Raw genomic sequence first — 24,570 nt, 5'->3', positions numbered from 1 at the left:
AGGCATCCAGTTGGAACAGCGATACGCCACCGCACCTGACCAGATTCCCGGAATGACCACGGACGACCTGCGTCGGCGCTACCTCGTCCCCGAGCTCTTCGTCGACGACGAGATCCGTACGGTCTACACCCACCACGACCGGGTGGTGCTCGGCGGGATCAGCCCGGTGTCGGCGCCGCTGACGCTGCCCGGCTACCCCGAGATCCGCTCGGAGCAGTTCTTCGAGCACCGCGAGGCGGGCATCGTCAACGTGGGCGGCCCCGGCACCATCACGGTGGACGGCACCGAGCACCGGCTGGACCACGGCGCCTGCCTCTACGTCGGCAGGGGTGCCGCCGACGTCGTGCTCGCCTCCGTCGACCCGACGGCGGAGGCCGGGCCCGCGCGGTTCTACCTGTTCTCCGCGCCGGCGCACACGGCGTACCCGACCACACTGGTGCCGCCGGGCCAGGGCACGGTGCGAGAGCTGGGCGACCCGGTGACCTCGAACCGCCGCACGCTCAACCAGTACATCCACGAGAACGGTGTGCGGTCGTGCCAGGTGGTCATGGGTGTCACGACCCTGCACCCCGGTTCCATGTGGAACACGATGCCGGCGCACACCCATGACCGGCGTACGGAGTGCTACCTCTACTTCGACCTGCCCGCCGAGGCGCGTGTCATCCACATCATGGGGGAGCCCACCGAGACGCGGCACCTCGTCATCGGCGACCGGGAGGCCGTGATCTCACCCAGCTGGTCCGTGCACTCCGGGGTCGGTACCGCCGCATACTCCTTCGTGTGGGCCATGGCCGGTGAGAACCAGGCGTTCGACGACATGGACGGCTTCGACGTGTCCACGATGCGTTGACAACCAGGAGGCAGTGATGAGCGAGGCGACGACGGCCAGCGAGAAGACGCTGATGGTGCTCGAGGCGGCGATGACGCACGAGCGGTTCAGCGAGATCGTGACCGCGGTGAACCTGCCCAAGGCGACGGTCCACCGCATACTCGCCACGCTCGTCGAGCGGGACTTCATCCGGGTCGCCGACGGCGGCGGGCACGTGCCCGGTCCCAAGATCCTCTCGCTCGCCGGCGTCGCCTACGACCGGGTGGACGTCTCGACCATCGTCCAGCCGTACGTCGACGACCTGGTGCGCCGCGTGCAGTGCACCGTGCACGTCGGGGTACTGAGCGGCGACGAGATCATCTACCTGGTCCGCACCGACTCCGACAAGCCGTACCGGATGCCGTCCCGCGTGGGCGCCGCGATCCCGTTGCACACCTCGGCGATCGGCAAGGCGATCCTGGCCCGGCTCGACGACGACGCGATCGAGCGCTTCGTCAACCGTGCCGGGCTCCCGCGCCGGACCGCCCGCAGCCTCACCACCCTGGAAGACCTCCGCGCGGAGCTCGCCGACATCCGCAGGGACGGCTACGCGTTCGACCGCGAGGAGAACGTGCCGGGCGTCGTCTGCATCGGCACCGCCGTCCGCGACCACACGGGGCACTCCAACTACGGGCTGTCGATCTCCTCGCTCGCGCTCGAGCACACGGAGGGGCAGCTCGCCGCGATGGCCGACGACCTGAACAAGGCGGCCGCCGACATCACCCACGCACTCGGGGGCGACCGGTAGGGCATGCGTGCCCGGCCGGGACCGCCCCGGACCCTGACGAAAGAAAACCAAACGTGAGCACTACGAGCACCACCGCCCCCGACATCGACCCGGCAGTGTCCCGGATGTTCAACCTGTCCGGCCGCACCGCCGTCGTGACGGGAGCGAGCAAGGGTATCGGGCTGGGCATCGCGACCCTCCTCGCGCGGGCCGGTGCGGACGTCATCGGCGTCAGCACCACGATGCCGGACGGCGACAGCGACGCCCGCCAGGCCGTCGAGGCGACGGGCCGCAGCTTCACGCCGATCGCCACCGACCTCTCCGACCGGGCCGCCGTCGCCGAGCTGTGCGACCGCCTGGCCGAGCGTGAGGTGGACGTGCTCGTCAACAACGGCGGGACCATCCGCAGGGCTCCGGCGGCCGAGCACCCGGACGCCGACTTCGACCACGTGATCGAGGTGAACCTGCGGTCCGCCTGGACGCTGTCCCGCGAGGTCGGCCGGTCCATGCTCGGACGCGGCCACGGCAAGATCGTCAACACCGCCTCGATGCTGAGCTTCCAGGGCGGCGTCAACGTGCCGGGCTACACCTCGTCGAAGTCGGCGCTCGCCGGCCTGACCAAGGCCCTCGCGAACGAGTGGGCCGGACGAGGCGTCAACGTCAACGCGGTCGCACCCGGCTACGTCGCCACCGCCAACACCGACGCCCTCCGGGGCGACGCGGACCGCAACGCCGAGATCCTCGGCCGCATCCCGGCGGGCCGCTGGGCCACCCCCGAGGACATCGCCGGCGCGGTGCTCTACCTCGCCGCGCCGGCGTCCGACTACGTGCACGGCGCCATCATCCCCGTCGACGGCGGCTGGCTGGCCCGATGAACGCGACGGCGGCACCGGCCCCGACCGCGGGCCTGTCGATGGTGGTCACCGAGTGCGACCACGACGCGTTCGTCCAGGAGGAGGACGTCGCCCGCGCTGCCGGGGCGGCCTTCCGCGTCGAGCAGGCCCACGACCGTGCGGCGCTGGAGCGCGCCTGCGCGGACGCCGACGGGATCCTCGTGCAGTACGCGACGATCGACGGCGCGCTCATGGACGCCCTGCCCCGCCTGCGCGTCGTCGGCCGCTACGGCGTCGGCGTCGACTCGGTGGACGTCCAGGCCGCCACCGAACGGGGCATAGCCGTGTGCAACGTGCCCGACTACGGCACCGAGGCGGTCTCCGACCACGCGATAGGCATGGCGCTCGCGGTGGTGCGCGGCATCCCGCTGCTCGACCGCGGGGTGCGTGCCGGCCGGGTCGACCTGCCAAAGGTGCGGCCGCTGCACCAGATCGCCGGGCGGACCTTCGGCGTCGTCGGGCTCGGCAGGATCGGGCGGGCCACGGCCCGCAAGGCCGCGGGCCTGGGGTACGACGTCGTGGGCTACGACGTGCTCGCGACGCCGGGCGCCGACTACCGCGGCGTGCGTGCCGTCGGCCTCGAGGAGCTGTGCGCGACCGCCGACGTCGTGTCCGTGCACGTTCCGCTGCACGACGGCACCCGCGGCCTGATCGGGCCCGACCAGCTCGCGCTGATGCGGCCGACGACGGTGGTCGTGAACACGGCCCGTGGCGGGGTGCTGGACACCGAGGCGCTGGTCGCCGCGCTCGACAGGGGCGCGATCGGCGGCGCCGCCATCGACACGCACGACGTCGAGCCGCTGCCCACCGACCATCCGCTGACCCGCTTCGACAACGTGGTGCTGACGCCGCACCTCGCCTGGTACACGGAGGAGTCCTACCGGGAGCTGAAGCGGCGCACGGCGCAGAACGTCGTCGACGTGCTGGCCGGCCGCCCGCCCCGTGAGGTGGTGAACCCCGAGGCCTGGGGTCGTGGCCGCACCGCCCACCTCGCCACCCAGCCGATCGGAGCCTGACATGCCGACCAACCCGACCACGATGACCGCCGCCGTGTGGGACGCGGCGGACACCATGAGCGTGCGCGACCTGCCGCTTCCGCAGGTGCCGCCGGGCTGGGCCCTGGTGCGGGTGCTGTACAACGGCATCTGCGGCACCGACCTGGCCATCGTGCACGGTGCTCATCCGCGCGCGGAGGCCGGGCTCGTCCCCGGTCACGAGATCGTCGGCACGGTGGTCTCGCCGGGCGACAGCGGTCCGGAGGCCGGCGCGACGGTCGTCGTCGAACCGCTGATCTCGTGCGGGGACTGCCGCGCCTGCCGGGCGGGCGCCACCCACGTCTGCCGTGACCTGAAGCTGTACGGCATCGACGCACCCGGTGGCCTCGCGGAGTACGTGGCCCTGCCCCCGGCGGTGCTGCACCGGCTGCCGGACGGCGTGGACCCGCGCGTGGGTGCCCTGGTCGAGCCGCTCGCGGTGGCGGTGCACGCGGTGAGCACGGCGCGCGTCGACGACGGCGACGTCGTGGCGGTGGCCGGCGGCGGGCCGATCGGCGTCCTCACGGCACTGGTGGCCCGGCACGCGGGTGCGGCCCGTGTGATCGTGAGCGAGCCCTCGGCCTGGCGCCGCGAGGTGCTCGCGGACCTCGGCCTCACCGTCGTCCCCGGTGACCGGACGCTGACGGACGTGGTGCTCGAGCACACCGGCGGGGAGGGCGCGGACCTCACGTTCGACGCGGCCGGGCACCCGGCCGTGACGCCGGAGCTGACCGCTGCCACCCGCGTGCTCGGCTCGGTGGTGGTGGTCGGCGTGCACAAGGCGCCGGCACCCGTGGACCTGCGCGCCGTCTGCTTCAAGGAGCTGTCGGTGCGCGGCGTGCGCGTCTACACCCGGGCCGACGTCGTGCGGGCGATCGAGCTGGTCGCGACGGACGCGCTGGGCCTGGACCGCGTACCCGTGCAGGTCTTCCCGCTGACGGAGGTCTCGGCGGCGGTCGCCGCGGCGGCCGACGGGGGAGCCGCGCTGAAGGTGCTGGTCACCCCGGCGGGGGGCGAGGCATGACCGGCGACCCGCAGGGCTCTGCGGCGTCCGAGCCGCTCGTCCGGCAGCCCGCCGCACCGTTCTCACTGGCTGGCTCGGTGGCCGTGGTCACGGGCGGGACGCGCGGACTCGGTGCGGGCATCGCGCGGTCCCTGCTCGACGCCGGCGCCGACGTGGTGGTCCTGGCGCGGTCCGGGCCCGGGGCCGACCTCACCGAGCACGCCGCCGCGCGCGGGCGGGAGCTGCGGTTCGTGCCTGTCGACCTGGCCGACCTGGCGTCCGTCGAGGCGGCGGCGGCCCAGGTGCTCGCGGACGGCGACGTCGACATCCTCGTCAACAACGCCGGGACGCAGGACCGGCACGCGGCGGTGGACTTCCCGATCGACGCCTGGGACGCCGTGCTCCAGGTCAACCTGCGCGCGGTGTTCCGGCTGTGCCAGCTCTTCGGGCGGCCGATGCTCGACCGCGGGCGCGGCAAGGTCGTGAACGTGGCCTCGCTGCTCAGCTTCCAGGGCGGGATCACCGTCCCGGCCTACGCGGCGAGCAAGGGTGCGGTGGCGCAGCTGACCAAGGCGCTCTGCAACGAGTGGGCGGGGCAGGGCGTGAACGTCAACGCCGTCGCGCCCGGGTACATGGACACCGAGATGAACGAGGCCCTGCTGCGGGACCCGGTGCGGTCCCAGCAGATCTCGGCGCGGATCCCGGCCGGGCGCTGGGGTACGGCGGAGGACGTCGGAGGCGCGGTCGTGTTCCTCGCGTCCGCGGCGGCCGCCTACGTGCACGGCCAGGTCCTCGCGGTCGACGGCGGTTGGCTGGCCCGCTGACCCGCCACCGCCCCCGCCGCTGAGTGCTGGCTATCTGTGCTGTTCTGGCCCCGGAAACCGCAGATAGCCAGCACTCACGGGGTGGTCAGGCCGGCCGGGAGGAGAGGCGGGAGGATCTCGCGGAGCGCCGCCACCCGGTCGGCACGCGCCGTGCCGGTGAGCCGCTCGACCGGCGCGGTGATGCTGACCGCCGCGACGGCCCGACCGGACCGGAGCAGGGGGATCGCTATGCAGGCGATGCCGGGCTCGTTCTCCTCCGTCTCGCCGGCGATCCCGGCGAGACGGGCCGCGGCCAGCGCCTCGCGGAGCCGGCCCGGGCGGGCCTCGTCGCCGGCGAACCGGGCGAGCGCCGCCTCGTCGAGCTCCTGGACCGACAGGAGCGCACGGCCGAGCGCGGTGGTCGCGGCCGCGCGCCGCCGTCCGACGGCGGACCACACGCGGACCGCCCGCTGCGGCTCGACCTTGTCGAGGTAGACGACCTCACGCCCGGCGAGCACGCCGAGGTGCACCAGCTCGTCGGTCTTCTCGCTCAGTGCGGTCAGGGCCGGGTGCAGCAGCGCGGGCAGGTTCTCCTCGGCCAGGTACGAGCTGCCCAGGGCGAGCGCGGCCGGGCCGAGGCGGTAGGCGCCCTCCGGCGTCTGCTCGGCGTACCCGCGGTGGCGCAGCGCGGCGAGCGTGCGGTGCAGGGTCGGCTTGCTGACACCGACGGCCTGCGCGAGAGCGGCCAGGGAGGCGCCCCGGGCGCCGAAGCCGGCGAGCGTGTCGAGCGCCAGCAGCGCCTTGTCGACGCTCCCGAGCGGGCTGGCATCCATGGGGCTCCCTCACGTAGCATGCGTTTCGCAGTGAACAACAGGCGTTCACCATAGCGAAACGGAGATCCGATGTCATCCGCGGACAGCACAGTCCTCGAGACCCTCGCCGCCCACCGGCTCGTGCCGGTCGTGGTGGTCGACGGCGCCGACGAGGGCGCCCGCCTGGCCGACGCGCTCGTCGCGGGCGGCCTGCCCGTCGCCGAGATCACGCTGCGCCTCGCGGGCGGCGTCGACGCCATCCGCGCGGTCGCGAAGAACCAGCCCGACGTCGTGGTGGGCGCGGGCACCGTGACCACCGTGCAGCAGGTGGACGACGTCGTCGCCGCCGGCGCGCGCTACATCGTGTCCCCGGGGCTGTCGGCCGCCGTCGTGCTGCGCGCCCAGGAGCACGGCATCCCCGTGCTGCCCGGCGTGGCCACGCCGTCGGAGATCATGGCCGCGCTCGACCTCGGGATCGACGTCGTCAAGCTGTTCCCGGCGTCCGTCGTCGGCGGACCGGCCGCCATCAAGGCGTTCTCCGCGCCGTTCCCGGGCCTGCGGTTCGTGCCGACGGGCGGCGTCAGCGCCGCCAACCTCGCCGACTACCTGACGCTGAAGCCGGTGCTCGCCGTCGGCGGCTCCTGGATGGTCGACCGCAAGCTCGTCACCGCGGGCGACTGGGACCAGATCACCACCCGCACGCGCGACGCCGTGGCGCTCGCCGCACAGATCTCGACAGGCTCGACCAGCAACGAAGGGAACAACCGATGACCTCGCTCAACGTCCGCCCCGCCGCCGAGAGCGCGTACGACGTCGTGGCCCTCGGCGAGGTGATGCTCCGCCTCGACCCGGGCAACCGGCGCGTGCGCACGGCCCGCAACTTCGACGTGTGGGAGGGCGGCGGCGAGTACAACGTGGCCCGCGGTCTGCGCCGCTGCTTCGGCCTGCGTGGCGCGATCGTCACGGCCCTCGCCGACAACGAGATCGGCCGGCTGGTCGAGGACTTCATGCTGACCGGCGGCCTCGACACGCAGTACGTGCGGTGGGTGCCCTACGACGGCATCGGCCGTGAGGTCCGCAACGGTCTCAACTTCACGGAGCGCGGCTTCGGGGCGCGCGGCGCCGTCGGCGTGAGCGACCGCGGCAACACCGCCATCTCGCAGATGAAGCCCGACGACGTCGACTGGGACGCGCTGTTCTCCCGGGGCGTGCGCTGGCTGCACACGGGTGGCATCTTCGCGGCGCTCTCCGAGAGCAGCGCCGACGTCGCCGAGGCCGCGATGTCGGCCGCCCGCCGCCACGGGACCATCGTGTCGTACGACCTGAACTACCGGCCCTCGCTGTGGAAGGGCATCGGCGGCGAGGAGCGCGCCCGAGAGGTCAACCGGCGCCTGGCCCAGCACGTCGACGTGATGATCGGCAACGAGGAGGACTTCACGGCCTCGCTCGGCTTCGAGGTCGAGGGCGTTGACGAGAACCTCACCGATCTGGACACGGGCGCGTTCCGGGCCATGATCGAGACGGCGTCGGAGGCGTACCCGAACTTCCAGGTGATCGCGACGACGCTGCGCGGCGTCCGCTCGGCGTCGCGCAACGACTGGGGTGCCATCGCGTGGTCGCGCAAGGAGGGCTTCGCCGAGGCGACCCACCGGGCCGACCTGGAGATCTTCGACCGCGTCGGTGGCGGCGACTCGTTCGCCTCCGGTCTGGCGTACGGGCTCATGGAGCTCGGTTCGCTCCAGGAGGCCGTCGAGTACGGCGCCGCGCACGGTGCGCTCGCGATGACGACCCCCGGTGACACCACCATGGTGACGCTCGCCGAGGTCGCCAAGCTGGCCGGCGGAGGAAGTGCCCGCGTACAGCGCTGACCTGGCCTTTGGGTGCAAGGATTGGCGACATGTCGTCCAAGAGCATCCTGTTCATCGGTGGAAGCGGAATCATCAGCCACGCCTCGGTGGCCCGGGCCGCACGGCTCGGGCACCGGGTGACGGTGCTCAACAGAGGCCGGTCCTCGATCCGTGCGCTTCCCGCGGACGTCGAGACCCTTGTCGCGGACGCGAACGACCCTGAGGCCGTGGCCCGGGTGCTCGGCTCCCGGGAGTTCGACGTCGTGGCGCAGTTCCGGGCGTTCAGCCCGGAGCATGTGGCCCGCGACGTCGCGCAGTTCGCGGGCCGGACCGGGCAGTACGTGTTCATCTCGTCGGCGTCGGCGTACCAGACGCCGCCGTCGCGGCTGCCCGTCCGGGAGTCGACGCCGCTGCGCAACCCGTTCTGGCAGTACTCACGGGACAAGATCGCGTGCGAGGACCTGCTGGTCCGCGAGTACCGGGACAACGGGTTCCCCGCGACGATCGTGCGGCCGTCGCACACGTACGACCGCACCCTGCTGCCGACATCGGGCGGGTGGACCGACGTCGCCCGCCTGCGCGCGGGCAAGCCGGTGGTCGTCCACGGTGACGGCACGTCGCTGTGGACGCTGACGCACACCGAGGACTTCGCCGTCGGGTTCGTCGGCCTGCTCGGCCACCCGCTGGCCGTGGGGGAGGCGTTCCACATCACCGGTACGCACGCGCCCACGTGGGACCAGATCTACACCTGGCTGGCCCAGGCGGCAGGCGTGCCGAACCCGGACCTGGTGCACGTGGCGTCCGAGACGATCGCCCGGGTGCTCCCCGAGCTGGGGCCCGGCCTGGTGGGGGACAAGGCGCACTCGATGGTCTTCGACATCTCCAAGGTGCGGACCCTGGTGCCCGAGTTCGGCACCACCATCACGTACGACGTGGGGGCCGAGGAGCAGATGTCCTGGTTCGACGCCCATCCCGAGGCGCAGGTGGTGGACGCCGGGCTGGACGCGGCGTTCGACCGGCTCGCGGCACACGCGCGCGCCCTCTGACCCCGAACGCCCGGTCAGCTCAGCGGCGCCGTCGACTCCCGGACCACCAGTTCGGTCGAGAGGTTGAGGCGGCGCACCTTCGGTGACCGGCCGCGCGCGATGTCCAGCAGGATCTGCGTGGCGGCCGCACCCATCTCGCGGAGCGGCTGTCGCACGGTCGTGAGCGGCGGGCCGACCCACGAGGCGAGCGGCAGGTCGTCGTAGCCCACCACCGACAGGTCCTCCGGCACGCGCAGGCCGAGCTGATGGGCGGCGCGGAGCAGCCCGAGGGCCTGCATGTCGGAGCCGGCGAACACCGCGGTGGGCCGGTCCGGCCGGGACAGCAGGTCCAGGCCCTGGTCGAATCCGGCCTCGACGTAGAAGTTGCCCTCCCGCACGAGCGCGGGGTCGACGGTGGCGCCCACCTCCTCGTGCGCGGAGCGGAACCCGTCGACGCGGGCGCGGCTGCACAGCATGTCCCACGGTCCGGTGATCATCGCGATGCGGCGGTGCCCCAGCGCGAGCAGGTGGCGGGTGGCCTGCAGCCCGCCGTTCCAGTTGTCGGAGCCCACCGAGGCGACGTCGGCAGGGGGCTCGCCGTCGGTGTCGATCACCACGTAGGGGATGCTGCGCCGGTCGAGCTGCTGGTGCTGTCCCTCGGACAGGTTCGCGGCGACGAGCAGCACGCCCAGGGGCGGGCGCGCGATGGTCGTGTCGAGCCACTGGGCGGGCGGGCGGTGCACACCGCCCAGCTCGGACAGGATCACGCTGGTGCGGGACTCGGCCGCGGCGTCCTCGACGCCGCGGATGATCTCCATGGACCAGCCGGAGCCCAGGCGGTGGAACACGAGGTCGATCAGGGCGGTGCCGGGTGGCGCGGTCGCCGGACGCCGGCGCCGGTACTGGTGCTTCTCCAGCGCCGCCTCGACGCGGTCGCGGGTGGCGGGGGCGACGTCGGCCCTGCCGTTGAGCACCTTGGACACCGTGGGCACCGACAGACCGAGCTCGCTCGCTATCGACGCGATGGTGGGGCTGGGCCGTACGTCTGTCATCCCGCAGCCCTTTCGATCTGTCCGCTGAAACTTTCGCTCCTGACCGTACACCAGCCGTAGGCACTCCGGCGCAGAAGTCCGGCGTAATCACATCGTGACGCTGTCAGTCATGGCCCGGCCTTGACGATGTGACGGTAGCCACCCTAATGTCCCAGCCAATGGCTGTCGGTAAGGTCGCCGATAGTTTCGAAAACGTTCCACGAAGACGTGGCGCCCTCCTCGTGAGGCCCGGCACGGCGAGGTGACCGGAGGACTTGATGGCACGAGGCACTGGGACGGTAGACGCCGTTCCCCGGACCGGCGGCGGGCTGCCCGGCCGGGGCGCGGGTGGCGCCGCCGTCGGCGACGGGCTCATGCCGCCGCAACAGCTGCGCAACAACGAGACCTGGCGCGTCTCCCTGCGGAGGCACTGGCGCCTGTACACGTTCGTGGTCCTGCCGGTGATCTTCCTCCTGGTGTTCCGCTACGTGCCCATGATCGGCAACGTCATCGCGTTCCGCCGGTACCGGCCGGGCGGCTCGATGTTCGGCGACGAGTGGGTGGGCCTCTACTACTTCGAGATGTTCATCGGCAGCAAACCGTTCTGGGACGTCTTCTGGAACACCGTCATCCTCGGCGGGCTCACCCTGGCGATCTGCTTCCCGCTGCCGATCATCCTGGCGTTGATGCTGAACGAGCTGCGGTCGCGGCTCTTCAAGCGAGTGGTCCAGACCGTCACCTACCTGCCGCACTTCATGTCGATAGTGATCGTGGCCGGCATGGTCTTCCAGCTCACCGCCATCAACGGCACCATCAACCAGGTCATCGAGGCGTTCGGCGGCGAGGCGATCCCGTTCATGCAACGGGCCGACTGGTTCCGCACGATCTACCTGACCTCCGAGGTATGGCAGACGGTCGGCTGGGGCACCATCCTCTACCTCGCCGCGCTGACCACGATCGACGACCAGCTCTACGAGGCGTCGCGGATCGACGGCGCCAACCGGTGGCAGCAGACCTGGCACATCACGCTCCCGGGGATCCGGCCGACGATGATGGTGCTCCTCATCCTGAACATCGGCAGCTTCATGGCGGTCGGGTTCGAGAAGGTCCTGCTGCTCTACAACCCCCTCACGTACGACACGGCCGACGTGCTCTCCACCTACCTGTACCGCGTGGGGATCGGGGAGGGCGGCAACTATTCGTTCGCCGCCGCGATCGGCCTGTTCGAGGCCCTGATCGGCGTCGCACTGGTCGTCACGGCCAACCAGATCTCGAAGCGAGCGGTGGGAGCCTCCCTGTGGTGACGACGAACACTCCCGACATCACGGCGGTCAGCTCCGCCACGATCACGGTCAAGGACACCCCCGGCTACCGGCTGTTCCGGGCCGTCAACGGGATCGTGCTGGTGGTGATCACGTTCCTGACGCTCTACCCCTTCGTCAACATGGTGGCGAAGGCGTTCAGCTCCCAGGCCTATATCGCCGCCGGCCAGGTCAACCTGTGGCCGCGCGGGTTCAACCTGACCACGTTCGCGAGCGTGATGGGCGACTCGATCTTCTGGGTCAACTACCGCAACACGATCGTGTACACGGTGCTCGCCACGGTGATCGCGATGGCGCTGACCACCACCTTCGCGTACGCGCTGTCCAAGCCGTACCTGAAGGGGCGGGGGGTCATGATCGGGCTGGCCATGGTGACCATGCTGTACGCGGGCGGCCTGATCCCGAACTACCTGCTGATCGACGCCCTCGGGTTCAAGAACACGATGTGGGCGATCGTCGTGCCCGGTGCGATCAACGTGTTCAACCTGCTGGTCATGAAGTCGTTCTTCGACAACTTCCCCAAGGAGCTCGAGGAAGCCGCGGAGATCGACGGCATGTCGCAGTACGGCGTGTTCTTCCGCATCGTGCTCCCGCTGTCCAAGGCGGTCATCGCCACGATGACCCTCTTCTACGCGGTCCAGTTCTGGAACTCATGGTTCCAGGCGTACCTGTACCTGAACGACCGCGACATGTACCCGGTCACGCTCTACCTGCGCAACCTGCTCGCCGCGGCGACCTCCACGACGGACCTCGGCAGCGACACCGTGCAGATCCAGGCGAACGTCCAGTCCGTGGCGATGCTGCTCACGGTCCTGCCGATCATCTGCGTGTACCCGTTCATCCAGAAGTACTTCGTGTCCGGCGTGATGCTCGGCTCCGTCAAGGGCTGACCAGAGGCCGTCCGACACGTGAGGACCACCCGGTCCCGCCTGACCTGAACGACGACGTTCACAACCTGAAGGAGAACCATGAGGATCACCCGCAGACGGGCTGCCGCGAGCTTCGCTGCGTCGGCCCTGGTCGTCACCCTGACCGCATGCTCGACCAGTGGTGGTGGTGAGGAGGAGTCCGGCGCCATCGACATGGAGTCGCAGGTCGGCTACATGGAGGACTTCGAGGTCGGCACCACGTTCAAGGCGACAGAGCCCGTCGACTTCAGCCTGCTGTACCGCGACCACCCGGACTACCCGTTCAAGGACGACTGGTCGATCGTCGAGCACCTCAAGGCCAACCAGAACGTCGAGTTCGACTACGTCAACGTGCCGCTCGCCGACCTGGCGACACGGCGTTCGGTCCTCATCAGCTCCGGCGACGCGCCCGACATCATGCCCTCCATCTACGCGGGCGAGGAGACGCAGTTCCGGAACGCGCTGCTGCCGATCTCGGACTACGTGGAGCACATGCCCAACTTCCTCGACAAGATCGAGAAGTGGGGGCTCGAGGCCGAGGTCGAGCAGCTGCGCCAGGAGGACGGCAAGTACTACCTCCTGCCCGGCATCCACGAGATCGCCAAGCCGCAGTACTCGATCGCGGTCCGCTCCGACCTGTGGGAGAAGGCAGGCCTCACCGAGGACCCGGAGACCTGGGACGAGTTCAAGGAGCAGCTCGCGGCCGTCAAGGAGGCAAACCCGGAGGTCGACTACCCGTTCAGCGACAAGTGGTCGATCAACAGCCCGATGGAGCAGACGCTCAACGCCGCGGCGCCCAACTTCGGCACCGCAGCGGGCACCGGCTTCATCAACGGCCTGTGGTGGGACGACGCGGCCGGCGAGTTCACCTACGCCGGTGCCTCTGACGGCTACCGCGACCTGGTGACGTACTTCGCCTCCCTCGTCGAGGACGGCCTGATGGACCCCGAGTCCGTCACCCAGGAGATGGAGCAGGGCGAGCAGAAGTTCGCCTCCGGCAACGTCGCCGCCATCAGCTCGAACGACCAGGAGCTGGTGAAGTACCGCGACAACTTCGACCAGCTCGGCAACAAGGACGCCGAGGTACGCCAGATCGTCGTGCCGGCCGGTCCCTACGGCAGCTACCTGGCGCCGGGCTCGCGCAGGGAGTCGGGCATCGTGTTCGGCGCCGAGGCGGCGAAGGACGACGACTTCCTGGCGATGCTGCAGTTCGTCGACTGGCTGTACTACTCGGACGAGGGCCTCGAGTTCGCCAAGTGGGGCGTCGAGGGCGAGACGTTCGAGCGGGAGGGCGACAAGCGCGTCCTCAACGAGGAGATCGACGTCAACGGCCTCAACCCCGGCGCACCCAAGGAGCTCCGCAAGGACTTCGGGTACCACAACGGCGTCTGGATGCTCGCGCACGGCTCCACCGAGGACCTGGACAAGTCGATGCTGCGGGACGAGGTCATCGAGTTCCTCGACGGCATGAACTCGAAGGAGGAGCTGCCCCTCCCGCCGGCCATCACGTACGACGAGATGGAGCAGGAGCAGGCGACCCTCTACCAGACGAACCTGCAGGACATCGTCTACCAGAACACCGCGCAGTTCATCGTCGGCGACCGTCCGCTCAGCGAATGGGACGACTACGTCGCCGAGCTCGAGGCGGCCGGCATGGCCGACTACGTCGAGCTGGCCAACGGCGCCATCGCCGGCGGCGAGTGACCCTCGCACAGACCTGACGAGGCGTGCGGGTCGTCGTCGACGGCCCGCACGCCCCACCACGCCCGAACGGACGACCGAGGAGATCCGTGTCCCGCACCATCGTGCCGACCGAGGCCGCCGGAACACTGAGCGACGCCTGGCGTACCTGCGTCGGCACGGGCCGGTTCGGTCTCGCGCTGCGCAAGGACTACCAGGACTCACTGGCCCTGGTGCAGCGCGAGATCGGGTTCCGGTACATCCGGGGGCACGGCCTCCTGCACGACGACGTCGCGATTCACCGCCCGTACGACGCCGGTGGGCACCGCGGCACCGCCTACGTGTTCACCTATGTCGACCAGGTGATCGACGCCTACCTGGGGCTGGGGATCAAACCGTTCCTCGAGCTCGGCTTCATGCCCGGCGGGCTCGCGTCCGGCGACCGGACGGTGTTCTGGTGGCTGGGCAACGTCACCCCGCCCCGCGACCACGCCGAGTGGGCGAGCCTGGTGCGAGCCCTCCTGAGGCACCTCATCGACCGGTACGGCCTCGACGAGGTGCGCACCTGGCCCGTCGAGGTGTGGAACGAGCCCAACCTTCCCCAGTTCTGGGCGGGCGACCAGGCGGCATACTTCCGGCTCTACGAGACATCCGTCCACGCCGTGAAGGACGTCGACGCGTCGCTCCAGGTCGGCGGACCCGCCATCTCACCAGGAGCGGACGACTGGTGGGAACCCTTCGCCGAGTTCGTCACCGAGCGCGACCTGCCCGCAGACTTCCTCTCCATGCACGCCTACAGCTCCGGGCCCGCCCAGCACGTGCCGTTCGGCGTCTACCAGACGTTCAGACGGCCCCAGCACCTGCTCGACCAGTTCGCCAAGCCGCGCAAGATCCTCGCCGGGACGGCGCTCGCGGACCGGCCGCTGCACGTCACCGAGTTCAACACGAGCTACCGGCCCGACAACCCGGTGCACGACACGGCGTACAACGCGGCCTACCTCGCGCTGGTCCTCGCGGAGGGTGGCGAGCACGCGGACTCGTTCTCCTACTGGACGTTCAGCGACGTCTTCGAGGAGGTGGGGGTGCCGGCGTCGTTCTTCCACGGCGGTTTCGGGATGCTGGCCCACCGGCAGGTGCGCAAGCCGACCTTCCACCTGTACGCCTTCATGGCGCGGATGGGGTCGGAGATCCTCGCACGCGGCGTCGACCACCTGGTCACGCGACACCCCGCTACCGGCCAGGTGACGGTGCTCGCCTGGCAGCCCGTCGGCGGGACCGACGACGCGGCCGAGCCCGACCGTCACGAGCTGCAGCTGAGTGTCCCGGTCCTTTCGGCGGGCGAGCTTGTCGAGACCGGTCCAGGGGTCTCGACAGGCTCGACCAGCGGAGCGACCTCGACCGGAAGTCGGGTGTTCGTCATGCGGCACGACGTCGACGAGACCGCCGGCAACGCCTGGGCGGCCTGGCGGGAGATGGGGCGGCCCGCGTCGCCTTCGGGCAGACAGCTGGACGCGCTGCACGAGGCGAGCGAGCCCGCGCGACGGGCGCGCTCGCTACCGATCGACGGCGGCGGCCGGGTGGACCTCGACCTGACGATCGGACGGCACGGCATCACGCTGGTCACCCTCGACGTCGTACGCGACGAGACCCCGTCCTGGCTCGACGACACCCGGATCCTGGGCCGTGGCTGAGCGCCGGGAGTTCGGCGACGGTCCGCTGGGGCGGGCGGCGAACGCTGTCTACTGGTACCTCGTGGTCGAGCTGCTGCTCGTGCTGACCTCGTTGCCGGCCCTGGTCGCCCTCGCGCTGCTGGACCGGTCGGCCGGCAACGCCCCGTTGGTGGTGCTGTGTCTGCTGCCGCTCGGCCCGGCGGCATCGGCCGGGCTGTTCGCGCTGCGTGCCCGGGCCACCGCCGACGTTCTGACGCCGGCGTCCTTCTTCTGGCGGGGATACCGCCTGAACTGGGCCGACGTCCTCCGGGTGTGGGCTCCTGCGCTCGTGGTGCTCGGTCTCGTGGGGTTCTCGCTGGCGAACCTCGGTGCGTCAGGGGTGCCCGGGTGGTACGCACCGGTCCTCCTCGTCATCGGCGCAGGGCTGCTCCTGTGGACGGTGAACGTGCTGGTGATCGTCTCGTTCTTCGGCTTCCGGGCGCGGGACTCGGCACGGCTCGCCGCCTACTACCTCGCGGCTCGCCCGCTCGTCGCGCTGGGGAACCTCTCCCTGCTCGTGCTCGCGGGGGGAGTGATCGTGCTGACCAACGAGGCGTTGTTCGGCATGTTCGCGGTGGTGTGGCTCGCCTTCGTGCTGCGCAACGCGGGCCCCCTGCTGGCCGACGTCGAGGAACGGTTCACCGCCGGCGCATGACGCCCGCACCACCGTTCACCTGGACGTCGGCCCCGGGTCCGGCGTCGGACACCTCGCGGCCGTAGCGTCTGCGCCGGACGTATCAGGTCGACGAGAGGCACCCGGAATGACCTCCACCTTCCACGCTCGGACCCGACGCACGGCAGCCGTGCTGGTGGGGGCGAGCCTGCTCGCCGCCGGCACCGTGGGCACGGCTCTGGCCGGTCCCGCCGAGCCGGGCCCCGCCCAGCCCGGCGGTCAGGCCAACACCCGGGCCACCGACGGTGTGCTGTACCGGGAGAGCTTCGACTCCCTCGCGGACGACCTGCTGCCGCGTGCGGAGGACCCGGGCATCGAGGACGGCGTCGTGGGCTTCACGCACACCGCCCCCCGGGGCTGGTCCGTCGAGAACGGCCCGGACATGGCGGACGGCGGCGTCGAGGAGTGGCGCGGCTGGTCGTTCACCACCCGCGACTTCTGGACCGACGCCGAGGACCAGATGCGCTACCGGTTCGCCCGGGCGCAGGACGTGATCGCCGTGGCCGACTCGGACGAGTTCGCCGACGGCGCCGGCACGCCGGGCGGCTACGCGACGACGCTCGCCTCCGCGCCGGTCAAGGTCAAGGGCCGCGACCGCGTCGAGCTCACCTTCGACTCGCACTACCGGGGCTGGGCCGGGCAGACCGGCCGGGTCACCGTCGCGTTCGACGGCGGCGCGGAGACCGAGCTGGTCCGCTACGACAGCTCCACGGTCACCGACAACTACGACGGCGCGCTGATGAACGCCACCGAGACCGTGCCGGTCGACGTGCCCCGTGGCGCGAAGCGCGCCGTCTTCCGCTGGCACTTCACGGCCGGCGCGAACTCCTGGTACTGGGCGATCGACTCCGTGGCGGTCCGCGCGCCCCTGCCCTCGGCGAGCGGCGACCCGACGACGGCGTGGGTGCTCAGCGACATCCAGGGTGACCCGGACGACCTCGGTCACGCTCTGCGCGACCTCGACGCCGTCCGCCCGGACGCGGACGGGCTGCTCATGGTGGGCGACATCGTCGACTCGGGCTCGGCAGCACAGTGGCGGGAGGTCGACGACGTCATGACCGGCGCGGCCGGCGTCCTGCCGGAGCAGGTGGTGGCCGCGATCGGCAACCACGAGAGCTACACGGGCGAGTCGTGGGAGACCCTGCGCGACCGGTTCCTCGACTTCGCGGAGCGGGACCGGGTGTGGGACGAGTACCTTCTCGAGGGTTCGGGCGGCGACGTGCCGGTGCTGGTCCTCGGCCAGGAGGCGGCGCGTCCGCCGGAGGTGCCGATGTCCCGCGAGCAGGTCGAGTGGCTGCGCGAGCGGCTCGCGTACTGGTCGGAGCGCGACAAGCAGGTGCTGGTCATCTCGCACTTCCCGCTCGGCGACACGGTCTCGGCGTCGTGGATCCCCTGGTACAGCGACAGCTACCAGTACAACGACGAGCTGACCGAGCTGCTCGGCGCCCACCCCAACGCGATCCTGTTCAGCGGGCACACGCACTATCCGTTCGAGCTCGGCGACTGGGCGGTGCAGCGCCGCACGGCGGGCGGCCACCCGGACGGCTTCTGGACGGTGAACACCGGCGCGGTCCAGGTGGAGTGGGACGCGCGCGGGGAGGCCACGTCCGGCATCAAGGAGATCGTGACGCGCGACGTCAACCGCGGGCTCACCGTCGACGTCTTCGACGACCGGGTGGTGGTCGAGGCGCGCGACTTCGGCACCGTCGACGCCAGGACGCCGGACAACGAGGTCAACGACGTGGTCCGCTCGGTGACCATCCCCAACCCGCTGACCCGATAGCGGGTTCGGCGGTGCAACATTGTTCGGTGCAACATTGTCCGGTCTGTGGCACTTAGGCCACAGTAAGCGCATGGGGATCAAGCAGGGGGACCCGGTACGGCTGACCTATCGCTATCTGCGGGTGGCGATCGTGGCGGTGGTGCTGGTGCTGTTCGTGTCGTTGACGATGCAGATCGTCGCCGACCACGGGAGGCTCGGCTCGGGCGAGGAGTGGTGGCACGCGTCGATCAGCGCGTACTTCTACTCGCCGGTGCAGAGCATCTTCGTGGGCACGCTGGTGGCGATCGGCACGTGTCTCATCGCGATCAAGGGCCGGCGCGGGGCCGAGGAGGTGCTGCTCAACTTCGCGGGCATGTCCGCGGTGGCCGTGGCGCTGATCCCGACGCCGCTCGACGCCGCGATGTGCACCGCCGAGCCGTACTGCCTGGACGTGCCGGAACGGGTGGGCAACAACGTGGGCACGCTGCTCGTCGTGGGCGGCGTGGTGCTGCTGCTGTCGACCTGGCCCCGGCGGCGCGACCTGGGCCGCCGCGCGGGCTGGGACCTGTGGCTCACCTGGGTGGCGTGGGCCGGGACCGGCATCTGGCTGCTGGCCTGGCCCGCGAGCTTCCTGACCTCGGCGCACTACTCGGCGGCGGTCCTGCTGTTCGCCTGCCTCGTGGCCGTCGCGTGGATCAACGGCTCGGACCATGCGGTCACCGCCCAGGCGCTCGAACGGCTGCGCGGTATGTCCGCCCGGGCGTACCGGGTCTGGTACCGGTGGATCGCGGTGGTCATGGCCGCCGTGCTCGTGGTGGGCCTGGCCACCATGGTGATCCTGGACCGGTATCTGCCGGACCTGTTCCCGCAGACGCTGTTCGTGGTCGAGGCCGTGATGATGCTGATCTTCGCGCTGTTCTGGGTGCTGCAGACCATCGAGTTCTGGGACATCGGCCTGCCGGCCCGCGCCCGGGTGCAGGACCGGAAGATCCCGGGGGACACGCCGCTGTAGCGCTCGCGGCGCGGACTCCCGCGGAGGCCCACGTGCCCGGACGGTCTCGACCGATCTGGATGCGAGCGGGACGTCACAGCCGTACGGTCGAGGGGCGGCGGCGCGGTCGTCCCCACGCTCGCGCCGCCGCACCACCCAGCCGGAGGGAGCGCAGCATGAGCGAGAACGAGGACTACCGGACGGACGACGCACAGGCCCCGCAGGCCAACCCCGGACCGCGTGTCGATCCCGTCTCCGCCGACGACGACGTGCAGGGCCGCACCAATCCCGGACCGCGCGACGTGCCGGGCCAGGACGACGGCGCGGACGACGGCCTCGACCGTACCGAGGACCCGGCAGGCGAGAAGGCGATCCCGGGCGAGCACCCCAAGGACGACCCCGACCTGGAGGGCGAGGAACGGTTCGACGCGGGCTGAGGTCCGGCGTCCGGCCTCCTGTCGCTCGACTCCTGGGCAGGCTGTCGGGGGTGGGCTCCTGAGCGGGCGCAACGGTCTACCGTCGTGACATGGTCACACGCTCGATCATCCTGTTCATCGCCGCCGCCCTGTTCGAGATCGGCGGCGCCTGGCTCGTCTGGCAGGGCGTTCGCGAGCACCGGGGCTGGCTGTGGATCGGCGCCGGGGTGATCGCGCTGGGCCTGTACGGTTTCTTCGCGACCCTGCAGCCCGACGCGAACTTCGGCCGCATCCTGGCGGCCTACGGCGGCGTCTTCGTGGCCGGCTCGCTGGTCTGGGGCATGGTCGTCGACGGCTTTCGCCCGGACCGCTGGGATGTCGCCGGGGCGCTGATCTGCCTGGTCGGCGTCGCGATCATCATGTACGCGCCGCGTGCCGTGCCGAACTAGTCGGTCTCGGACACGGGGTCGAACATCGCCTGCAACTGGTCGGCGATCCGGTCCAGCTCAGGGTGATCGGACGCGACCTTCAGCACCAGCGCCTCGTGCTCCTCCACCGTGCCGACCAGGTGGGGGTAGCCGTTCACTCGATACGTCGCAGCGACCACGATCCACGCAAGTCGCTTGTTGCCGTCGACGAGCGGGTGGTTCCGGTTCACGGAGTCGAGCGTGGCCGCCATCTTGAGGTGGATGCCGGGATAGAGCTCGTGGCCGTACGAACTCATGCTCGCGCGCGTCAGCGAAGACTCCAGGAGCCCGAGGTCGCGGACCACGGGCTTGATCCCCTCAGCGATCTCGAACATCCGCAGCGCGATGTGCGCCGGGACGAGGTGCGTCACTGTGCGAGCCGGTTCAGGAGTTCTCGGTCACGCTTGCCGACGTAATCGGCCGCGGCGAGCCAGTCCTCGGCAGTGGGGCGGGTGTCCTTCGCTGGCCGTCCGAGCTCGACCTTGGTGATCACCACCGCACCGTCGACGACGGTGAAGTCGAGAGCGTCGCCGACATGCAGGTCAGCGGCCTCGGCGACGTCCTTGGGTACCGTCACCTGGTTCTTGGGTCGAAGAGTCGGGATGGTCATCGCAGCCTCCGGTAAGAGATTCCTACTGTCCAACTATCGCACCTCCGTAGACGGGTGACGATGGCTGCGTCGGTTTGCGCCGATGAGTTTTCTGTCCGACGCCGGTCGGACCGTGCATGGCGAACAACACCGCGGGCATCCCGCAGGTACGTGTCCAGGAGGCCGTCGACCGCCTCGTGGCCGACGGCGGCGAGGTCGGCCTCCAGGTGGCGGTCATCCACAGGGGCGACCTGGTCGTGGACGCGGTGGCGGGCTCGGCCGACGCCAGACGCGGGCTGCCCGTCACCTCGGACACCCTGTTCTTCGCCACGTCGACGGCCAAGGGGGTCGCCTCCGCCGTCGCGCACGTACTCGTGGAGCGCGGCGAGCTGACCTACGACCTGCGGGTCGCTGACGTGTGGCCTGAGTTCTCCGCGCACGGCAAGGGCGATGTGACGCTGCGGCACGTGCTGATGCACACGGCCGGTGTACCGGGCCTGCCGCACGCCACGACCGTCGAGGAGCTGTGCGACTGGGACCTGATGTGCCGCACGGTCGCGGACGCCGAGCCCTGGTGGGAGCCGGGCACCCGTTTCGGATACCACGTCCATACCTTCGGGTTCCTGCTCGGCGAGACGGTACGCCGGGCGACCGGACGAACGCTGACCTGGTGGCTGCACGAGGCGGTGACCGGCCCGCTCGGTGTCGAGGACGACGTGCACTTCGGCGTCCCGCCGGTGCTCCTGGACCGCGTCGCGCGCCAGGAGGCGGTGCCTGGAGCGCGCCCGCACCACCTGGATCCAGGGACACCGGCCGGCCGGGCAGTCCCGCCCGCGACCCGGCCGACCGCCGACCTCGCCAACCGGCGCGACGTGCTCACCAGTGACCTCGTCGCACAGGGCACCATGACGGCGCGCGGGATCGCCCGGGTCTACACGGGCCTGCTGGGCTACGCCGACGTCTCCCTCGTCTCACCGGACCGGCTGACGGATCTCGCGCTCCCGGCCTATGCGGGGCCGGACGAGGTGATGGGCATACCGGCCACCACCTGGGCCTTCGGGTTCAGCGACTACCGGCCGGGGGACGTGACGGCCCGTCCCGGTTCGACGTTCGGCATGGCCGGCGGCAACGGGTGCGCCGCCTGGGCCGACATCGACTCCGGCCTTGCGGTAGCGGTGATGCGGAACCGCTTCAGCCCGGACTGGTCGGCCGCCGGTGAGATAGACCGCATTGTTACGGACCAATTTTCTACGAGACAACTAGGAGCAGGATCATGAACGACCCCGTGACCACTCTCGACACCCGCTTCAGCGCCCCCGACGCCGAGCCGACCAGCTGGCAGGCGACGCAGGAGGTGCTCGAGAACGCCCAGATCAGCTGGCTGACCACCGTGCGCGCCGACGGACGCCCGCACGTCACGCCGCTGGTCGCCGTCTGGCTCGACGGCGCGCTGCACTTCACGACGGGCCCGGAGGAGCAGAAGGCGGTCAACCTCACCGCCAACCCGAACGTCGTGCTCACCACCGGCCGGGACACTTGGGACGAGGGCGTCGACGTCGTGGTCGAGGGTCCGGCCTACCGGGTCACCGACTCCGCGGCCCTGGAGCGGCTCGCGGCAGCCTGGCGCACCAAGTGGGACGGGCAGTGGGTGTACGAGGTGGGTGACGGCGTCTTCCGCAACGACGACGCCGGCCCCGCCCTGGTCTTCGCGGTGGAACCGACGAAGGTCCTGGCCTTCACCAAGGGCACCTACGCCCAGACCCGCCACACCCCGCGAGCCTGAGGTGGTCGGTAGGACGTCAGGTGGTCGGCAGCTCGGACTGCCGACCACCTGACGTCCTGCCGACCACTCGGGGTCCCGGCTTGTGGTCAGTAGATGCGGCGGGACTGGGTGTCTGGGATGCCCGACTTCCGCAGGAAGTAGGTGTTCACCTGGTCGCGCCACTCGGTGGCGCTGCGGAGCTGCTCCGCGAACCGGTCCGCCACCCGCTCGGCCAGGTGCGGGTCCACGAGCTCCGCGACGACCGACCACGCGGCGATCATCGCCTCGACCCGTTCAACGCCCTCGAAGTGGGTGTCGTAGATGTGCTGGACCACGGTCTTCCCGCTGTGCAGCACGTGCGTGTACGGCACGTGGTGGAAGAACAGCAGCAGCTCGTCGGGGCAGGTCGACAGCGACTCGTAGGTCTCGCGCCACGGTGAGGGGTACTGCCCCGCGTACCCGGTCCCCGTGCGCACCGTGCGGTCCACGCCGATCCCGTCCCGGTCCGCGAAGTGGTACGTGCCCCACGGGGTGTACTCGTAGCCGTCGACGTCGGGGCCGTAGTGGTGGCCGGGGCGCACCATGAAGCCCACGCCGAGCGGCGCGGTGTACTGCTCGTACGTCTCCCAGGACCGGTCCAGCACGGCGTGCACGGCCTGCCGGACGGCGTCCGGTGCGCCCGGGAACGTGAGGCCCACCCACTCGTCGAGCAGGGCAGCCGGGTCCAGGGTCGGGTCCCAGCACAGCCGCCCGTACGCGTAGAGGTTCGCCTGGGCGAACGGGTGCCCGGTCCAGAACTCGTCGTCGCCCACGTTGGAGACGGCGGCGAAGCCGCCCGCCGGCTTGCGCCACGTGCCGGTACCAGGGTCCTCGGCGGCCTTGCCGCGGCCGGTCGCGAGGTCCGCGACAGTGGGCGACCCGCCGTCCCGGCCCGTGGGCTCCCAGAACCGGAACCCGAGGATCTGGCTCCACTGCGGTCCGAGGTACACGGCGTGCTTCTGCTGGCCCGTGTACTCCTGGGTGATCTGCAGCTCCAGGGCGATCCGGGTGTGCGGCATCGCGGCCAGGACGGGCGAGACGGGCTCCCGGACCTGGAAGTCGAGCGGACCGTACTTGACCTGCACGATCACGTTGGCCGAGAACGTGCCGTCCAGCGGGTGGAAGTGGTCGAAGGCGGCGCGGGCGCGGTCGGTGGACCGGTCGCGCCAGTCCTGCCGGTGGTTGTAGACGAAGGCCCGCCAGTGGATCAGGCCGTCGTAGGGCTCGACTGCCGCCGCGAGCATGTTCGCGCCGTCGGCGTGGGTGCGGCCGTAGGCGAACGGGCCCGGCTGGCCCTCGGAGTCGGCCTTGACGACGAACCCGCCGAAGTCCGGGATCGCAGTCCACACCCGTGCCGCCGCACGCACCCACCAGTGCGCGACGTCCTGGTCGAGCGGGTCCGACGTGCCGAGGCCGCCGAGCAGCATCGGCGAGGCGAACGACACCGACAGGTGCACCCGGATGCCCCACCGCCGGAAGACGGCGGCGATCCGGACGACGTCGCCCAGGTCGTCGGTCAGCAGACGGGCCTCGTGCTCGTGCACGTTGACGTTGTTGATCGCCACCCGGTTGATCCCGACAGCGGCCAGCAGCCGCGCGTACCGCTCCACCCGGGACAGGTCCGCCCGGACGAAACCGTTGTCGTAGAAGATGGAGCCACCGGCGTACCCACGTTCCACCTGGCCCATCGTGGGGTGCAGGTCCACGTTGTCCCAGTGGTCGAGCATTCGCAGGTCGGTGGCGGGGGCGTGCGTCTCGTCGGCGTCCGGCCCGTCGAACGCGGCCTCGCCCAGGCGCACGACGTGGAACAGGCCGCGCAGCAGCCCGGCATCGGTCGGCGCCTGCACGACGACGGAGCCCGCCTCCCGCGTGAACCGGAAGCTCTCGTCGGTGTCGTCGCCGTGGTCGGCCGGTGACGTCCCGGCGGGCGTGGTCTCGGTCGGCGAGAGCGTCAGCACCAGTTCGGCGTCGGCCACGCCGTCGCCCACCTCGAGGCGGGAGAACGCGCCTCCGAACCGTGCTGTCGCCGCCGCCACCTCTTCCGCGACCGTTCCCGTGAGTGCGCCGTCTCCGGCCACCACCACGCGGCGGCTGCCGAGCGCCGCGAACGCGCCGTCCGGCAACCACGCCGGATGGGGGAAGGAGGTCGAGCGCTGAGTGTCACCGGTCATGGGTCGTCCCGTCCGTCTTGCGGTTGATGTGCATATAT

Annotated in this window: 25 protein-coding genes; 20 read left to right on the top strand and 5 right to left on the bottom strand. The window is 70.8% G+C overall.

Annotated features, from left to right (window positions below; all coding sequences use genetic code 11):
- Positions 1 to 10 precede the first annotated feature (10 nt).
- From kduI to LUU90_RS03675, 6 genes are all read left to right on the top strand, one after another.
- Entirely contained in the window at positions 11 to 850 is an 840-nt protein-coding gene (kduI, locus tag LUU90_RS03700) for a 5-dehydro-4-deoxy-D-glucuronate isomerase (RefSeq protein ID WP_275001934.1), read from the top strand.
- Positions 851 to 866: 16 nt separating this feature from the next.
- Entirely contained in the window at positions 867 to 1,616 is a 750-nt protein-coding gene (locus LUU90_RS03695) for an IclR family transcriptional regulator (protein ID WP_275001933.1), read from the top strand.
- Between the two features lie 104 nt (positions 1,617 to 1,720).
- Positions 1,721 to 2,470, top strand: a complete 750-nt coding sequence (locus LUU90_RS03690) for an SDR family oxidoreductase (protein ID WP_275002288.1) — start codon at positions 1,721 to 1,723, stop codon at positions 2,468 to 2,470.
- Positions 2,467 to 3,504 carry a C-terminal binding protein gene (locus tag LUU90_RS03685; protein ID WP_275001931.1) on the top strand — a complete coding sequence of 346 codons (1,038 nt, stop codon included), beginning with the start codon at positions 2,467 to 2,469 and terminating at the stop codon, positions 3,502 to 3,504. Before LUU90_RS03690 ends, LUU90_RS03685 begins: the two co-directional genes overlap by 4 nt.
- Before the next feature lies 1 nt (position 3,505).
- Positions 3,506 to 4,546, top strand: coding sequence for a zinc-dependent alcohol dehydrogenase (locus tag LUU90_RS03680; protein WP_275001930.1), 1,041 nt, complete (start codon positions 3,506 to 3,508; stop codon positions 4,544 to 4,546).
- On the top strand, positions 4,543 to 5,349 hold the full coding sequence (locus LUU90_RS03675; RefSeq protein WP_275001929.1) for an SDR family oxidoreductase: 807 nt from the start codon (positions 4,543 to 4,545) through the stop codon (positions 5,347 to 5,349). The genes LUU90_RS03680 and LUU90_RS03675 overlap by 4 nt, the downstream gene beginning before the upstream one ends.
- Positions 5,350 to 5,423: 74 nt before the next feature.
- On the opposite strand, the gene LUU90_RS03670 is transcribed toward LUU90_RS03675, so the two are convergent.
- Positions 5,424 to 6,161, bottom strand: coding sequence for an IclR family transcriptional regulator (locus LUU90_RS03670; RefSeq protein ID WP_275001928.1), 738 nt, complete (start codon positions 6,159 to 6,161; stop codon positions 5,424 to 5,426).
- A 69-nt stretch (positions 6,162 to 6,230) separates the two neighbouring features.
- On the opposite strand from LUU90_RS03670, the gene eda reads away from it, so the two are divergent.
- The 3 genes from eda to LUU90_RS03655 are packed head-to-tail and all read left to right on the top strand — an operon-like array spanning position 6,231 to position 9,033.
- Positions 6,231 to 6,911 carry a bifunctional 4-hydroxy-2-oxoglutarate aldolase/2-dehydro-3-deoxy-phosphogluconate aldolase gene (eda, locus tag LUU90_RS03665; protein WP_275001927.1) on the top strand — a complete coding sequence of 227 codons (681 nt, stop codon included), beginning with the start codon at positions 6,231 to 6,233 and terminating at the stop codon, positions 6,909 to 6,911.
- Positions 6,908 to 8,008 carry a sugar kinase gene (locus tag LUU90_RS03660; protein ID WP_275001926.1) on the top strand — a complete coding sequence of 367 codons (1,101 nt, stop codon included), beginning with the start codon at positions 6,908 to 6,910 and terminating at the stop codon, positions 8,006 to 8,008. The genes eda and LUU90_RS03660 overlap by 4 nt, the downstream gene beginning before the upstream one ends.
- A 29-nt stretch (positions 8,009 to 8,037) precedes the next feature.
- Positions 8,038 to 9,033 carry an SDR family oxidoreductase gene (locus tag LUU90_RS03655; RefSeq protein ID WP_275001925.1) on the top strand — a complete coding sequence of 332 codons (996 nt, stop codon included), beginning with the start codon at positions 8,038 to 8,040 and terminating at the stop codon, positions 9,031 to 9,033.
- A gap of 14 nt (positions 9,034 to 9,047) precedes the next feature.
- On the opposite strand, the gene LUU90_RS03650 is transcribed toward LUU90_RS03655, so the two are convergent.
- On the bottom strand, positions 9,048 to 10,064 hold the full coding sequence (locus LUU90_RS03650) for a LacI family DNA-binding transcriptional regulator (RefSeq protein WP_275001924.1): 1,017 nt from the start codon (positions 10,062 to 10,064) through the stop codon (positions 9,048 to 9,050).
- 257 nt (positions 10,065 to 10,321) lie between these two features.
- Between LUU90_RS03650 and LUU90_RS03645 the strand changes: the two genes are divergently transcribed.
- From LUU90_RS03645 to LUU90_RS03605, 9 genes are all read left to right on the top strand, one after another.
- Complete coding sequence (locus tag LUU90_RS03645; RefSeq protein WP_425596175.1) at positions 10,322 to 11,347, top strand: ABC transporter permease; 1,026 nt, start codon at positions 10,322 to 10,324, stop codon at positions 11,345 to 11,347.
- Positions 11,341 to 12,255: a carbohydrate ABC transporter permease gene (locus LUU90_RS03640; protein ID WP_275001922.1), complete on the top strand. Its 915-nt coding sequence runs from the start codon at positions 11,341 to 11,343 to the stop codon at positions 12,253 to 12,255. Before LUU90_RS03645 ends, LUU90_RS03640 begins: the two co-directional genes overlap by 7 nt.
- A 78-nt stretch (positions 12,256 to 12,333) precedes the next feature.
- Positions 12,334 to 13,977, top strand: a complete 1,644-nt coding sequence (locus LUU90_RS03635) for an extracellular solute-binding protein (protein WP_275001921.1) — start codon at positions 12,334 to 12,336, stop codon at positions 13,975 to 13,977.
- 86 nt (positions 13,978 to 14,063) lie between these two features.
- Positions 14,064 to 15,644 (top strand): GH39 family glycosyl hydrolase, encoded by a 1,581-nt coding sequence (locus LUU90_RS03630; RefSeq protein ID WP_275001920.1) that lies wholly within the window; start codon positions 14,064 to 14,066, stop codon positions 15,642 to 15,644.
- On the top strand, positions 15,637 to 16,317 hold the full coding sequence (locus tag LUU90_RS03625; RefSeq protein ID WP_275001919.1) for a glycosyltransferase: 681 nt from the start codon (positions 15,637 to 15,639) through the stop codon (positions 16,315 to 16,317). The genes LUU90_RS03630 and LUU90_RS03625 overlap by 8 nt, the downstream gene beginning before the upstream one ends.
- A 106-nt stretch (positions 16,318 to 16,423) precedes the next feature.
- Positions 16,424 to 18,118: a metallophosphoesterase family protein gene (locus LUU90_RS03620; protein WP_275001917.1), complete on the top strand. Its 1,695-nt coding sequence runs from the start codon at positions 16,424 to 16,426 to the stop codon at positions 18,116 to 18,118.
- 70 nt (positions 18,119 to 18,188) lie between these two features.
- On the top strand, positions 18,189 to 19,109 hold the full coding sequence (locus LUU90_RS03615; protein WP_275001916.1) for a hypothetical protein: 921 nt from the start codon (positions 18,189 to 18,191) through the stop codon (positions 19,107 to 19,109).
- Positions 19,110 to 19,264: 155 nt separating this feature from the next.
- Positions 19,265 to 19,525: a hypothetical protein gene (locus LUU90_RS03610; protein WP_275001915.1), complete on the top strand. Its 261-nt coding sequence runs from the start codon at positions 19,265 to 19,267 to the stop codon at positions 19,523 to 19,525.
- Between the two features lie 89 nt (positions 19,526 to 19,614).
- On the top strand, positions 19,615 to 19,953 hold the full coding sequence (locus tag LUU90_RS03605; protein WP_275001914.1) for a YnfA family protein: 339 nt from the start codon (positions 19,615 to 19,617) through the stop codon (positions 19,951 to 19,953).
- On the opposite strand, the gene LUU90_RS03600 is transcribed toward LUU90_RS03605, so the two are convergent.
- Positions 19,950 to 20,342, bottom strand: coding sequence for a type II toxin-antitoxin system death-on-curing family toxin (locus LUU90_RS03600; protein WP_275001913.1), 393 nt, complete (start codon positions 20,340 to 20,342; stop codon positions 19,950 to 19,952). The genes LUU90_RS03605 and LUU90_RS03600 overlap by 4 nt on opposite strands.
- Positions 20,339 to 20,581, bottom strand: a complete 243-nt coding sequence (locus LUU90_RS03595) for an AbrB/MazE/SpoVT family DNA-binding domain-containing protein (protein WP_275001912.1) — start codon at positions 20,579 to 20,581, stop codon at positions 20,339 to 20,341. The genes LUU90_RS03600 and LUU90_RS03595 overlap by 4 nt, the downstream gene beginning before the upstream one ends.
- Positions 20,582 to 20,697: 116 nt before the next feature.
- Here LUU90_RS03595 and LUU90_RS03590 point away from each other — a divergent pair, with 116 nt between their 5' ends.
- Both LUU90_RS03590 and LUU90_RS03585 read left to right on the top strand, forming a co-directional pair.
- Positions 20,698 to 21,837, top strand: a complete 1,140-nt coding sequence (locus tag LUU90_RS03590; protein WP_275001911.1) for a serine hydrolase domain-containing protein — start codon at positions 20,698 to 20,700, stop codon at positions 21,835 to 21,837.
- Positions 21,834 to 22,343 (top strand): pyridoxamine 5'-phosphate oxidase family protein, encoded by a 510-nt coding sequence (locus tag LUU90_RS03585; protein WP_275001910.1) that lies wholly within the window; start codon positions 21,834 to 21,836, stop codon positions 22,341 to 22,343. Before LUU90_RS03590 ends, LUU90_RS03585 begins: the two co-directional genes overlap by 4 nt.
- 86 nt (positions 22,344 to 22,429) lie before the next feature.
- Here the strand turns inward: LUU90_RS03585 and LUU90_RS03580 are convergent, their stop codons facing one another.
- Positions 22,430 to 24,532 carry an alpha-glucuronidase gene (locus tag LUU90_RS03580; protein WP_275001909.1) on the bottom strand — a complete coding sequence of 701 codons (2,103 nt, stop codon included), beginning with the start codon at positions 24,530 to 24,532 and terminating at the stop codon, positions 22,430 to 22,432.
- Positions 24,533 to 24,570: the final 38 nt, after the last annotated feature.

The sequence above is a fragment of the Promicromonospora iranensis genome, from assembly GCF_028994775.1.
GTDB lineage: Bacteria > Actinomycetota > Actinomycetes > Actinomycetales > Cellulomonadaceae > Promicromonospora > Promicromonospora iranensis_A.
The sequence above is the reverse complement of the archived record's forward strand: the minus strand, read 5'-3'. Positions and strand labels throughout refer to the sequence as shown.

What these genes read in the sequence shown, in the direction of transcription:
- LUU90_RS03695 (WP_275001933.1), top strand. Translation starts at nt 867, where the DNA reads ATGAGCGAGGCGACGACGGCCAGCGAGAAGACGCTGATGGTGCTCGAG.
- LUU90_RS03690 (WP_275002288.1), top strand. Translation starts at nt 1,721, where the DNA reads ATGTTCAACCTGTCCGGCCGCACCGCCGTCGTGACGGGAGCGAGCAAG.
- LUU90_RS03685 (WP_275001931.1), top strand. Translation starts at nt 2,467, where the DNA reads ATGAACGCGACGGCGGCACCGGCCCCGACCGCGGGCCTGTCGATGGTG.
- LUU90_RS03680 (WP_275001930.1), top strand. Translation starts at nt 3,506, where the DNA reads ATGCCGACCAACCCGACCACGATGACCGCCGCCGTGTGGGACGCGGCG.
- LUU90_RS03675 (WP_275001929.1), top strand. Translation starts at nt 4,543, where the DNA reads ATGACCGGCGACCCGCAGGGCTCTGCGGCGTCCGAGCCGCTCGTCCGG.
- LUU90_RS03670 (WP_275001928.1), bottom strand. Translation starts at nt 6,161, where the DNA reads ATGGATGCCAGCCCGCTCGGGAGCGTCGACAAGGCGCTGCTGGCGCTC.
- eda (WP_275001927.1), top strand. Translation starts at nt 6,231, where the DNA reads ATGTCATCCGCGGACAGCACAGTCCTCGAGACCCTCGCCGCCCACCGG.
- LUU90_RS03660 (WP_275001926.1), top strand. Translation starts at nt 6,908, where the DNA reads ATGACCTCGCTCAACGTCCGCCCCGCCGCCGAGAGCGCGTACGACGTC.
- LUU90_RS03655 (WP_275001925.1), top strand. Translation starts at nt 8,038, where the DNA reads ATGTCGTCCAAGAGCATCCTGTTCATCGGTGGAAGCGGAATCATCAGC.
- LUU90_RS03650 (WP_275001924.1), bottom strand. Translation starts at nt 10,064, where the DNA reads ATGACAGACGTACGGCCCAGCCCCACCATCGCGTCGATAGCGAGCGAG.
- LUU90_RS03645 (WP_425596175.1), top strand. Translation starts at nt 10,322, where the DNA reads ATGGCACGAGGCACTGGGACGGTAGACGCCGTTCCCCGGACCGGCGGC.
- LUU90_RS03635 (WP_275001921.1), top strand. Translation starts at nt 12,334, where the DNA reads ATGAGGATCACCCGCAGACGGGCTGCCGCGAGCTTCGCTGCGTCGGCC.
- LUU90_RS03620 (WP_275001917.1), top strand. Translation starts at nt 16,424, where the DNA reads ATGACCTCCACCTTCCACGCTCGGACCCGACGCACGGCAGCCGTGCTG.
- LUU90_RS03615 (WP_275001916.1), top strand. Translation starts at nt 18,189, where the DNA reads ATGGGGATCAAGCAGGGGGACCCGGTACGGCTGACCTATCGCTATCTG.
- LUU90_RS03610 (WP_275001915.1), top strand. Translation starts at nt 19,265, where the DNA reads ATGAGCGAGAACGAGGACTACCGGACGGACGACGCACAGGCCCCGCAG.
- LUU90_RS03605 (WP_275001914.1), top strand. Translation starts at nt 19,615, where the DNA reads ATGGTCACACGCTCGATCATCCTGTTCATCGCCGCCGCCCTGTTCGAG.
- LUU90_RS03595 (WP_275001912.1), bottom strand. Translation starts at nt 20,581, where the DNA reads ATGACCATCCCGACTCTTCGACCCAAGAACCAGGTGACGGTACCCAAG.
- LUU90_RS03590 (WP_275001911.1), top strand. Translation starts at nt 20,698, where the DNA reads ATGGCGAACAACACCGCGGGCATCCCGCAGGTACGTGTCCAGGAGGCC.
- LUU90_RS03585 (WP_275001910.1), top strand. Translation starts at nt 21,834, where the DNA reads ATGAACGACCCCGTGACCACTCTCGACACCCGCTTCAGCGCCCCCGAC.
- LUU90_RS03580 (WP_275001909.1), bottom strand. Translation starts at nt 24,532, where the DNA reads ATGACCGGTGACACTCAGCGCTCGACCTCCTTCCCCCATCCGGCGTGG.